Source organism: bacterium, from assembly GCA_035527515.1.
Classification (GTDB): Bacteria; B130-G9; B130-G9; order B130-G9; family B130-G9; genus B130-G9.
On record DATLAJ010000133.1, the window covers coordinates 1 to 11,986 of the forward strand.

General features: G+C 55.7%; 9 protein-coding genes. 7 read left to right on the plus strand and 2 right to left on the minus strand.

The genetic code is table 11. The features are described 5' to 3' along the window. Positions 1 to 238: 238 nt before the first annotated feature. Positions 239 to 1,942 carry a carbamoyltransferase C-terminal domain-containing protein gene (locus tag VM163_10950; protein ID HUT04396.1) on the plus strand — a complete coding sequence of 568 codons (1,704 nt, stop codon included), beginning with the start codon at positions 239 to 241 and terminating at the stop codon, positions 1,940 to 1,942. Positions 1,943 to 2,001: 59 nt separating this feature from the next. On the opposite strand, the gene glgA is transcribed toward VM163_10950, so the two are convergent. Both glgA and VM163_10960 read right to left on the minus strand, forming a co-directional pair. After that, positions 2,002 to 3,453 (minus strand): glycogen synthase GlgA, encoded by a 1,452-nt coding sequence (gene glgA, locus VM163_10955; protein HUT04397.1) that lies wholly within the window; start codon positions 3,451 to 3,453, stop codon positions 2,002 to 2,004. Positions 3,454 to 3,468: 15 nt separating this feature from the next. Then, a complete protein-coding gene (locus tag VM163_10960; protein HUT04398.1) occupies positions 3,469 to 3,675 on the minus strand; it encodes a hypothetical protein in 207 nt (68 codons plus the stop codon). An 886-nt stretch (positions 3,676 to 4,561) separates the two neighbouring features. Here VM163_10960 and VM163_10965 point away from each other — a divergent pair. From VM163_10965 to VM163_10990, 6 genes are all read left to right on the plus strand, one after another. Next, entirely contained in the window at positions 4,562 to 5,914 is a 1,353-nt protein-coding gene (locus VM163_10965) for a DNA methyltransferase (GenBank protein HUT04399.1), read from the plus strand. Between the two features lie 475 nt (positions 5,915 to 6,389). Continuing rightward, positions 6,390 to 7,568, plus strand: coding sequence for an aminotransferase class I/II-fold pyridoxal phosphate-dependent enzyme (locus VM163_10970; GenBank protein HUT04400.1), 1,179 nt, complete (start codon positions 6,390 to 6,392; stop codon positions 7,566 to 7,568). A 55-nt stretch (positions 7,569 to 7,623) separates the two neighbouring features. Next, a complete protein-coding gene (locus VM163_10975; protein ID HUT04401.1) occupies positions 7,624 to 8,679 on the plus strand; it encodes a site-specific DNA-methyltransferase in 1,056 nt (351 codons plus the stop codon). Then, positions 8,676 to 9,383, plus strand: a complete 708-nt coding sequence (locus VM163_10980; GenBank protein HUT04402.1) for a hypothetical protein — start codon at positions 8,676 to 8,678, stop codon at positions 9,381 to 9,383. Before VM163_10975 ends, VM163_10980 begins: the two co-directional genes overlap by 4 nt. 26 nt (positions 9,384 to 9,409) lie before the next feature. Next, the gene (locus tag VM163_10985; GenBank protein HUT04403.1) at positions 9,410 to 10,615 is read left to right on the plus strand and encodes a hypothetical protein; all 1,206 of its coding nucleotides are present in this window, start codon (positions 9,410 to 9,412) and stop codon (positions 10,613 to 10,615) included. A 21-nt stretch (positions 10,616 to 10,636) separates the two neighbouring features. Then, entirely contained in the window at positions 10,637 to 11,602 is a 966-nt protein-coding gene (locus VM163_10990) for a site-specific DNA-methyltransferase (protein HUT04404.1), read from the plus strand. Positions 11,603 to 11,986 lie beyond the last annotated feature (384 nt).

Here is an 11,986-nt window from a genome sequence, read left to right on the forward strand (position 1 = left end):
TGGCCCCCTTTCAGGGGACTTCTGCCCCTCCGACCTGAAGTCAATCCCACTCTCCACTCGCTAGAAACTAACCCGAACAGTCCACAACCCGGCGAATCAAGACCTAAAAATGCGAAAACTCCTGGAGCGGGACTTGTTTGCGATTTGACTTTTGTGGGGGTTGTCTGTTATATGATTACAAGGGTACTTACCCAGTCCACGGTCTAGTCTAACGAGTTTGCATAAAGAGGCTTTGAGAATGACTTACATTTTGGGGATTAACGAGCTGTATCACGACATATCGGCCGCTCTGATCAAGGACGGCGAGATAGTGGGCGTGATGGAGGAGGAGAGGCTCAACCGCCTGAAGCACACGCCGGGCCTTTGCTGGGGCGGCAAGGGGCCTGAGATGTCGATTCAGTGGCTGTTCGACGAGTTCGGCGTCAGGGATTCTGACATCGAGGCGGTTGCGGTTTCATACCACATGAACTCCTACCTGGCGATCAAAACGATCGTTGACGCGGTGGTGAGCAACCTGAGGCGAATGACGATAAAGAACATCATAAAACAGCGGATTGGGTCGGACGATCCTGCTGCGAAGGTGGTCTATGGCAACATCGTGGGCTATTTCTACAACCGGAAGAGGTTTTTGTCGCGGTTGAGGCGTCGGTTCAAGCGGGTGTTCGAGCTGAAACATCACCTGTGCCACGCTGCGAGCGCGTTTCGGATGTCGGGGTTTGAGAAGGCGAACATACTCGTGATTGACGGGCTTGGTGAGGACCACTCCACGTCGCTTTACATCGGCGATGGGAACAGGATTTCGGAGCCGGTCCGCCAATACAGCCAATATCAATCGCTTGGGATGCTCTACAAGACGATTACGTTTCTGCTAGGCTTCGGCTACTTTGGCGACGGGAAGTTGATGGGTCTTTCTTCCTACGGCGAGTTTGACCCCAAGTATGAGAATATCCTGGAAGTCTCGCGCCACGACTACCACGTCAACCTGGAGCAGATTCGCAAGGTCGGGCCTTATGCGAGGCGCTATCAGATGGGCGACCCCATCCTTCAGGAGCATAAGAACATCGCGAAGACTGTGCAGACGCAGCTAGAGCGCGCGGCGGTCCAGCTGGCCGAGTATCTATACAAGCTGACTGGGTATCGGAAGCTGTGCATCGCGGGCGGTGTGGGGCTCAACTGCAACACAAACGGGAAGCTCCTGGAGCAGGAGTTCGTCGACGAGTTATTCGTTCAGCCGGGAGCGATGGACATGGGCACTGCGATTGGCGGGGCGCTCGAGGCCTACGCGATGTTGGGGAACGAGTCAAAGACCAGGCTCAGGACGGTCGCGTATGGGCCTGAGTATTCGGACGAGCAGCTCGAGGCGGCGCTCAAGCGAGCGGGGCTTTCCTACTACAAGTCCAGCGATGCGCCAAAAGAGGCGGCTCAGATGGTTGCGGACAACAAGATCGTCGGCTGGTTTCAGGGCCGGATGGAGTTTGGCCCTCGGGCGTTGGGCTACCGGACAATCATGGGCAATCCGTGCAGCGCCGAGATGAAGGATTTGGTCAATAAGGTCAAGGACCGTGAGCTTTGGCGGCCGCTCGCGCCCTCAGTGCTTTACGAGGACGTCGGTGATTGGTTCGAGAACGCTGCCGACAGCGAGTTCATGACGCTGAACTTCAAGTACAAGAACGGCATGGGCGACAAGGTCCCCTCGGTCAAACACGTCGATAACACGGCCCGCATCCAGACTGTCCACGAGGACGAGAACCCCAGATACTATCGCTGCATAAGCGAGTTCAAGAAACTGACTGGTTCGTCAATGGTCATGAACACATCGTTCAACAGGCGCATCGAGCCGATAGTCTGCTCGATAGACCACGCCATCGAGACTTTCTTGAAGACGCCGATTGCCTACCTCGTGGCCGGCGATTTCATCGCGCGCAAAAACGGTAAGAACTGACTAGAGCAGTGGGTATCTGTAACCTGCCCCCTCACCTCCTCCGCGAGTTTCGATAACTGCTATTCTCCCAGTAGTTTATGATATAGGTCAATGTATTGACCGCTCGCTCGCTCCCAGGAGCTGTCGTAGGCCATCGCGCTGGCGGCTATTCTGCGCCACAGTGATTGGTCCCTGTAAAGGTTCAAGGCACGCTTCACAGTCTCTATCAGTGCACCGGCCGAATACTCCGTGAACAACAGGCCGTTGCCGGTCATTTCCCTCGGGTCAAACTCGGTAACGGTATCCGCAAGGCCGCCGGTCCGACGGACAATGGGGACGCTTCCGTAGCGCATTGCGATCAGCTGGCCAAGCCCGCACGGCTCGTAGCGCGAGGGCATCAGGAACATGTCAGACCCGGCGTAGATGCGCCTCGCCATAGCACTGTCAAATGTGATGTTGATGCCGACCTTCCCGACGAGTTTCTCCTTGAACCGCTCAAAAATGCGGTGATACTCTTCGTCGCCCGCGCCCAGAATGACGAAGTTGACGCCGAGGTCCATCAGCTCCTGAAAGGCCTGGGAGAGGAGGTCCAGGCCCTTCTGAGCAGCAAGCCTTGTGACCATACCAACGAGCGGCACGGCCTTGGAATAGGCGATATCGTTCTCCTCAGCCAGCGCCCTCTTGCATTCCTTCTTCGGACCGATGTCTGATGCGCTGAAATGTGCTGGGATGGCCTCGTCCGTCGCGGGGTCCCACTTCTCAGTGTCGATGCCGTTGGGTATCCCAAACAGAATGTCGCGCCTTGAGCCGAGAATTGTCTCGAGGCCGTAGCCGAACTCTGCCGTCTGAATCTCCTCGCTGTACTTGCGGCTTACGGTGCTCACCGCATCGCTGAAGACGATGCCGCCCTTGATGAAGCTGACCTTCTCCCAGAACTCGAGGCCCCCAACAACGAAATACTTCCAGCCCAGGCCCAGCTTCGGCAGCTCCTCGCGATCAAATAAGCCCTGATACGCGATGTTGTGAATGGTGAAGAGCGTCTTAGTGTGCGACAGGAAACCTCCTCCCTTCGCAGCCTCCTCCTTCAGGTATATTGGCACAAGCCCTGTCTGCCAATCGTTGCAGTGCAGTATATCCGCCTCAAACCCTATCGCTCGGAGTATCTCTGGGACCGACTTAGCGAAGAGGCCAAACCGAAGCGAGTTGTCGGGATAGTCGCCTTCTGGCGTTCCGTAGAGACACTCACGGTCGAAGTACTCCGGCGCGTCAATGAAATAGGTCTTGACGCCGGCAATGGCGTCGCTGGCGAAGAGCTTATGGTTGCTGGTTTCGCCCGCCATCTCCACCGCTATCTCAAGACCCGTGTCCTGAAGCCCAAACTTGGCCGCATCGATCGTGCCGTATTTGGGCATGATAACGATGATCTCCTGGCCCCGGCGAGCAAGATATTTCGGCAAGGCCCCAGCCACATCAGCCAAGCCCCCGGTCTTCGCGAAAGGAAACACCTCCGATGCAATCAGGGCAATCTTCACTTCTCGTCCTTTCTCTCAGTACTCAACTGAGACGTACATAATGTAATCTATCAGCGAAACGCTCTTGCCAATCCTATCGCCCACGGCAACTCGCCTTGGCCGCTGTGATGGCAGTCGTGCATGAACATCGGCCAAGTCGTTAGCTAGTCCCAGCGCCGTCATAGCGATGCACAGAGAAGCCGCGAACAGTGCAAGATAAGTGCCTAACTGATTTGAGGACATCTCACTCCTCCACAGCTTGATTTGACCTAATACGCCACGACCCCAGACGATCCCATTGTGGCCATCCTCAATCTATACTCCTTCTCGCGACTAAACTTCAAGCCGTTCTTATCAACCCCAATAATCACATTTATAGTGATTGACCTCGTGTAGATCATTGGTATTGCGTTTGTGATCGGCGATTGTTCCGACAACAAGCCGCCTATCAGCTCGGCAGGTTGGCTGATTCTCGATTGTGCCGGCCAGCTAGGCAATATGATTATCGCGGCCGCCAGGGTCAGGAGTTTTCCCAATTTTGAGCGGGGGCTCGTCGGTTTATAGGCTATATGTGCCTGATTCTGCATGGTTCCAGATGAAATTGGCCCTGACCGGATGCCGTGCCTGGGGGTGCCCAGAATCACTCCAAGGCAGAATGGGGAAACTCCTCGCTTCCGATAATCAGACCGGAGCGGGGAACGTCGCGGCGGCCTCGCGGATGGAGGGCAGAAGCTCCTGCCCGAAGGGCAGACCATGGGTAGCCGCAGGCGTAGCCTGACGGTGCGAATAACGCCACAATCCCCCTCCCCGTTGCGTTGCACGCACGGCTACCCACGGTACCCCCTGTCGGGGATTACAACCTGCACCCCTCGTTCGCACCCGTTAACTGAAAGAAGCAGCAACTCGGCTTTCAACATGAACTCCCCTGCCTATGTGCCAGCCAACTTCAGAACTCAACTTCAGAAACGATCAATCTGATTATTGGGGTCGCCAGAGCTGCTTGCCGGCATCCGGGCAAAATGGTATTTTGAATGTGCTTGCTCTTGACTTCTCGCAGAGCAGTAAACTTGTCTTGCGAAAGACTCCGTAAAAGAGCACTCAGCGAGCTTCTGGAGGCGTTGGAGAGAACATGACGCAGGCAAGCCTGTTTAGACATCAGGAAATCGCCGAACCCAGCATAACCTCGGTGGAGCCGCTGCCGTTCAACGGGCACAGGGAAACCTCCCTCGACTTCCGCGGCATCCGCGCCTCGAGCGGTGTCCACGGGATTCATCCCTATCCAGCCATGCTGCACTTCCTGGTTGTCAGGAGGCTAATCGAGGACTACTCGCACGAGGGTGCGACCGTCATGGACCCGTTCATGGGATCGGGCGTAACAGCGGTGGAGTGCCTCATACGAGGCAGGAACTACGCCGGCTTTGACATCAACCCGCTTGCGGTCCTGATATCGAAAGTCCGGACGACGGCAATACCTAACGTTCGGCTCCAGAAGGTCCTCTCAGAGATAGCACAGAGATATAAAGATGCGGACGCCCCCCCGGTCTTTTTTCACAACATCCAGTATTGGTTCCACGATGACGTTATCCAGAAGCTGTCGGCCCTTAGAGAATCTATGGCTCAGGTTGACGACGAGGACATGCGATTGTTCTTTGATGTGGCCTTCTCTGAGACAGTCAGGAGGGTCTCAAGAACGCGATACAACGAGTTCAAGCTGCTCCGAAGAAAGAATGACGTGCACAACGCGAGCGTTATGAAGACCTTTCACGACGTGTCGCTCAGGAACATGGCGATGCTGGCCGAGTTCTATCGAAGCAATCCGCCGACAACGGCGGAGATGTGTCTGGAGGAGAGAGATATCGTTGGCGGCATCCCGATAGGCGATGGCACGGTTGACCTCGTCGTAACCTCTCCACCCTACGGCGATTCAAGGACAACGGTTGCCTACGGCCAGTTCTCGCGGCTGTCGCTGAGGTGGCTGGGGCGCGAGGAGAGAGTTGATAGTGCCTCGCTGGGCAGCAAGGCTCGGATTATCACACAAGACCTGCCGTCAGAGGTGCTGAACGATTTCGTTGCGAGGATTGCCGGGAGGGACGACAAACGAGCGAAAGAGGTCTTCTCGTTCTACTTTGACTTGTACCAAGCGGTTAGAATCATCGCCAGAAAGGTGAAACCCGGCGGCCATGTGTGCATCGTCGTCGGGAACCGGCGTGTGAAGGGCATCCAGCTGCCGACGGACAAGATATGCGCAGACTTCTTCGAGAGCGAGAGCTTCGCACACATCAAGACAGCTGTTCGGGCGATCTCTAACAAGCGGATGCCCGGAGAAAACTCACCGTCCAACGTGGCAGGGCAAAAAGACGTAACAATGCAATATGAGTATGTCGTGATACTCCGAAGATGCCCGTCTCAGCCTCGGCGGCAGCCAGCAAAGCCGGCCCCTACGTTGTCAACTTATGGGAGTTTCCCCCAAATGGGTAGCTGATTTGTTCGGGTTGTTGGCTCCGTGGGTTGGTTTTGGTCAACAAGAAAGTGGAATTAACATTGACGTGATGCTGCGTTTCAGTTCCCCGATAGGGGGGCCACAATGGTAGCCGTAGTGCAACCTACGGGACCCGTTCACGTCGGTATCCTCGCGACTCCGGAAGGGATCGAACAGCCCCTCCACAAGGCTACGTTCAGCCACATCAGGGCTGATGATGTTTCTTTCTGCCCTCGGTCCGTAGGCTGGGCCTTCGGCCGGCGCCTACGGCTATCCACGTGCATCCCTTTCAGGGATGCGGGGATTCGCAGCCGGTGTCAGGCCACCGAAACGAACGCGGTGCCCTGAACCACTCCAGAACACAATGGGGGAAACTCCTCTCGCAGAATCGGATTGACCGAGCCAAGTTAGGCGGTTAGGATTTGGCTGCTTTCTCGCTGAATCAATAGTAATGACTATCTTAGCATTGGAGGAAAAAGTGAGACCATCTCAGCGTGTTATGAATATGCCCATCTATGTATTCGCCGCAGTCGATGAGGTGAAGTTTGCCCTGATGAAGAAGGGCGTTGACGTAATTGACCTCGGGATCGGCAACCCCGACCGCCGCCCACCCAAGTTCATGCTTGAGGCGCTGCACAGGGCGATAGACGACGCGGAGCATCAGAATCATCGCTACTCGCAGTTTTGGGGCGTCATCGAGCTTCGTCAGGCTGTGGCTGATTGGTATAAGCGGCGGTTCGGCGTAACGCTCGACCCAGAGACAGAGATTCTGCCGCTCGTCGGCTCAAAGGAGGGGCTGCTTTGCCTCTATCTCGCGTATCTGGACAAGGGTGAGACGGCGCTCATCCCGTCGCCGTGCTATCCGGCGCACATTGGAGCGGCCCGCGTCGCTGAGGCGGACATTCAGGAGATGGGCCTACTTGAGGAAAACGGCTTCTTGCCGGACCTAGACGCCATCGACAAGGAGGTCGCCGAGCGCGCGAAAATACTTCTATTCAACTACCCAAACAACCCAACTGGGGCGGTCGAGACACGAGAGTTCTACGAGAGGGTGCTTGAATACGGCATTGAACACGACATCCTCCTTATCTCGGACATCGCGTATTCTGAGCTATCGATGGACCCGGATTACACGCCGATGAGCTTTCTGGAGCTTCCCGATGCCAAGAAATACGCCGTGGAGTTCTATTCCTGCTCCAAGTCGTACAACATGCCCGGCTGGCGCGTGGGCTTTTTGGTCGGGAACAGTGAGGTCTTAGCGAACACACTGAAGATAAAGACGACTAAGGACTTCTCGATCTTTATGGCTATACAGCGGGCTATCGCCGAGATACTCAACATGGGCGAGGACTTCGCGAGGCCTAACGCCGAGCTTTACAGGCGACGTCGCGACGTTTTGGCTGACGGACTCCGGGCCATAGGCTGGCAGGTGCCTCGTCCGCGTGCGGGCATGTATATCTGGGCGAAGATACCCGAGAAGTTCTCCGATTCGATGAGATTCGCCAAAGAGCTTGCGCAGCGGACCGGCGTAATCGTGTCGCCGGGCAGCGGCTTCGGGCAATATGGCAAGGGATATGTGCGCATGGCGCTGGTGGTCGAGGAGGAACGGATGAGGGAGGCCGCGCAGAGGATAGCCGATTCTGGCATACTCCAGTAAGGGAGGTCGAACAAGAGTTGGTTCATTACCTTGGCACTTCGTCAATTGGTGGTCAATGGTGAAGGCTGACGCCGCAACGCTTGAATTGTTTGGAGTCTCACCTGCGAGTGAGGACACACGTCGGCAAGAAGGCGCAACCTCGGAGAGACTCCCAAGACTTGATCTTGGGGGCCAGCTGAGGCAGCGGGTTTTGCCATTGTGCAGGCTGGGCGCTGGGGAGATATGGGAAGACCCTCTGAACGCCCATAGGGTCGGCGTGCTGGATGCGTCGAGCGAGGACGACATAGCTATGATCGCAAATGGTGCGAAGGCGGAACTGGTTATCAATGACCCTCCCTACAACGTTGTAGTCGGTAACGCAAACACCACCTCATTGTTCAGAGTGCCGTTGGATAAATACCTGCGCTTTTCCGAAAAATGGGTTCAGAATGCGATTAGCGTTATGGCAAATGACTCACATCTGTATGTTTGGATGGGCGCGGACTACAAGCAGGGCTTTCAGCCTCTTCCGGATTTCCTTCTTCTGATGAGAGGATTTTCGGAGCTGAAGGCCAGGAACATAATAACTCTGCGGAATCAGAGAGGATATGGGACACAGAAGAACTGGATGTGGGTTAGACAGGAGTTGCTGTATTACACCAGAGGGAAGCCGCCTTTTGACGTAAATGCTGTATACACGGATATACCCAAGCTTGTGAGGGGCTATTACAAAAACGTCGGGGGGAGAATCACGGAGAACCTTGAACGAGGCAAATCCAAATGTATCAGAGCCGGCAATGTTTGGGTGGACATCCAGCAGGTCTTCTACAGGATGGAAGAGAACGTGCCGGGATGCTACGCTCAGAAACCTATGAAGGCCATAGAGCGGATAGTCTCGGCTAGCAGTTCCGAGGGTGACCTAGTATTCGATTTCTTCGCTCATTCTGGCACAACGCTGCTTGCTGGCGAGAAACTGGGTAGAAGAGTTTTTACGTTCGATTTGGACCCCGTATTCGCTGAGATCACCATTAGGAGATTGGAGCATTATCGGGCGACTGGCAAAACGGGATGGCAGTGGAGAAGTCCCTTCCCAGAGTTGGAACAAGAAGACGGAGAGACCGTTTGGACTTGAGTGAACTGAGACAGAAGATCGGCTCAATCGCGGAGAGCCTGAGAAGGCAGGACAAACAGCTGCTTGATGTCCGTCTGAAAAGCCTCATTTGTGCCTTTCCTTTCAATCAATACGAATATGCTCTCATGTTTCTCTTGGACCGTAAGGTCATAGACTTCCCGCAATACGAGCGACTCAGAAATGATTACGTCTCTACAAACAAGCATCTTGGGCTTTACGAACTCGCGCCTCGCACTTTCGGGGAGACCTGGGCACACGCACACGTCAAAGACTTAGATTCGAGGTTCACAAAGCCCAGCAGATCGCTGGACCCTGATTATGACGGCCAATACGACTTGTGGATAGACGGGATTAAGGTGGAGATCAAGGCTGCCAGAGCTGTCAATCAAACCAAGAAGCGAGACAGCTTGGTTTCCAAAGCTCTCAGATATGATTCTGACGAATCGTTCTGGATGAATTACCAACAGATAAAGCTAGGAATCTGCGACGTTTTTGTCTTCATTGGTGTGTGGGTTGACCAGATCGTCTATTGGGTGTTTTCTGACGAGCAGGTGAGGAACAATCGATATTTGAGTCACCAGCACAGAGGCGGCATTGAGTATCAGATAGGCATCACAGATAAGAACATTCGTGATTTCGATCTGTATAGAGTCGATCCGTCAGAAATTGGTGAGAAAGTAATCGAGAAGGGGACGACGAAATGACCCAGCCGAGCATAAGAGGAGCCAACATGCAGACCGCAAGAGCGATAATCGCGATCCTTCTTCTCGTCATGATGCTTGCCATCACGCCCTGTTTTGCCAAGCAGGCAAAGGACGAGGCGCCTGAATCGGTGAGGTTCTGGGTGTCGCCTGATGGGGACGTCTTTGTGGAGGAGACGAGGCGCGTGGGTGGGTTCTTCTCGAAGGTGAAGCACGTAAGCTCTGGGGTTTTGCTGCGGCTGCGATGGCCAGCCACGGTTATCTGGGAGGGGCTCCCGGACGAGCCGGTTCTCGATAGCCCACATGGCTCGGCGCATTTCATCGGCGGGGAGCGGCTGTTCGCCGTAACCTCACAGCTGGCGGGAGAGGATGACTACCGCATCCTCTTCTGGGATGGGATTCACGGCATCTGGCGGCTTCTGGCGCCGATGGCGACGCTTCAGCCTGTTCGCGGCGTGTTTCGGATGACGCTTGGGCCGAAGAGATGGGTCTCGCTTGCCTCACCTGATGATGGGATGAGGGTCTGCGGCTATGTGCTCGATGACTACCTGGCGGACGTGAAGACGGAGTTTTGTCTGGAGTGCGCAAAGCCGAGAAGCCCGAAATGTGTCGTCCAGAGCGCAGACGGCAAGCTCATAGGGATCGTGATGGCGCCTCAGAAGCCCACGGTGTCTCAGAGGTCGCGCATGACCGAGTCGGGGGCTGAAGAGAAGGCCGGGACACTCGAAGTAGCGATATTCGATGTCTCAGGCACCGAGACGACTGTGAAAGTCAACAACAGCCAGTCGCTGGTTGTGGGCGAGACCAAGCCAGCAAGCATCGTGGCCGTCGGCGACACCTTTGTCTGCCTCGGCTTAGGCACAGAGAGCCTGCGGCTGAACGGATTCAGGCTTTCTGGAGGGAAGGTTATAACCTCTGGCCCGGAGTTCACGACGAGCCGGCTGGGGCAAAGCTCGATGGTTGACCTTGCGCCCTCGGTTCATAATGATGGGTTCATACTGATCGATTCGGATGGCCAGAAGGTCCTTGTCCGCAAGCTCGCGCCCTCGATGACCCAAGTTGGGAATTGGAAGCTGAACGTGCCCAAAGAGGCCGAGAGGCCAGTGCGGCAGATGGTTTTCAACGAGAAGATGGCCTTCCTATATGTGTGCGACAGCAAGGGCAGAATCATCCTCTGCACGACCGCCGGCAGCACCGACACCCTCTGGCCCCGACAGGAGGTCGATAAGCGCTAGCGGCCGTGCAGTTCAAGAGACATGGGCTCGATCTACAGAATACCTAATCCCGCGAATTGGCCAAGCGATTGGCTTAACAAGATCATCAGCGAGGATGCGCTGTGCGAGTTGCGCCGCCTGCCAGATGAGTGCGTCGCGCTGGCAGTAACAAGCCCACCTTATTGGAACGTCAAGGACTACGGCGTGGACGGACAGGTCGGCCAGACCGGCTATGCCAATTACATAGGAGACCTCGTCCCGATTTGGCGGGAAGTCTCAAGGGTTCTCATTCCAAACGGCAAACTCGCGATTGTCGCCCCAATCATGCCTCTTTCCAAGAAGGTCGCCAACGAACACCATACGAGGCATCTCAAGAACATCGCCAGCGACATCGAGCAATCTATTCTGTCCGACGTCAGCGGCTTGTTCCGGTTCAGCTTATTCATCTGGCAGAAGCAGACATCGGTCAAGATGTTTGGGAGCTATCCGTATCCCCCGAATATCTACGAGGATAACACCATCGAGTTCATCAATGTTTTCGTCAAAGAGGGCAAGCCTCCCCAACTGCCGCGCGAAGTCAAGGAGGCGAGCAAGATCACCCAGGAGCAATGGCGGAACCTCGCAATGCAGGTTTGGCCGATGTACCCGGAAGACGTCAAACGGGCAGGTGGGCATCCCGCTCCATTTCCCGTGGTTCTGCCTCAGCGGCTCATCATGATGTACACATTCATGCGCGACTCGGACGCCGGGTTCAACGGAGACATTGTCTTGGACATGTTCAACGGCTCGGGCTCAACCTGCGTTGCCGCCAAAGCGCTCGGGCGCAACTTCATCGGTATAGACCTCAACAATTCCTATTGTCAGATCGCGAGGCGTCGGCTCTTGTGCGAGCACCTGGACCCTAAAGCGGTCTTCCTGGAGCGGGTGAGCGTGAAATCTGCTTCTAACCAGCTTTCGCCTAGCCAACTTTCTCTATTTGAGGGACCATTGCTGCCGGTAACGGACTAGACGTGCGATGCTGGCATGGGACGCGCTGGGAGCAGCGCAGCAGGCCGAGATGCTCGCCCCGAGACCGCGGGGTTGTAGCCTGAGCAAGGGCGAGCAGGAGTTTTCGCGTTTTTGGGGAGAGGAGTGTTGGGTTGCAGGCCGCAAGGCGGTGATTTGGGCGTGCGAGAACTGGAATCGGTGAGCTGAACACCGCCAACCCCAACGGGGCTGAATGTGAGTAGCCCCACGTGCAACGTGGGGTTACGGGCGCATCCAATTCCGTCTTGGCGACCCCAACGGGGTCGAACAAATGGACAGATCAACGACATCGTTCGACCCCGTTGGGGTCGCCTTTCAGGAGGTTTGGGGCCACCTGTCCGTAGGCTGGGCCTTCGGCCGGCGCCT

Bases quoted from the DNA above. Each gene is read 5' to 3' on its own strand.
- VM163_10950 (HUT04396.1), top strand. From the start codon at position 239: ATGACTTACATTTTGGGGATTAACGAGCTGTATCACGACATATCGGCC.
- VM163_10960 (HUT04398.1), bottom strand. From the start codon at position 3,675: ATGTCCTCAAATCAGTTAGGCACTTATCTTGCACTGTTCGCGGCTTCT.
- VM163_10965 (HUT04399.1), top strand. From the start codon at position 4,562: ATGACGCAGGCAAGCCTGTTTAGACATCAGGAAATCGCCGAACCCAGC.
- VM163_10975 (HUT04401.1), top strand. From the start codon at position 7,624: ATGGTGAAGGCTGACGCCGCAACGCTTGAATTGTTTGGAGTCTCACCT.
- VM163_10985 (HUT04403.1), top strand. From the start codon at position 9,410: ATGCAGACCGCAAGAGCGATAATCGCGATCCTTCTTCTCGTCATGATG.
- VM163_10990 (HUT04404.1), top strand. From the start codon at position 10,637: ATGGGCTCGATCTACAGAATACCTAATCCCGCGAATTGGCCAAGCGAT.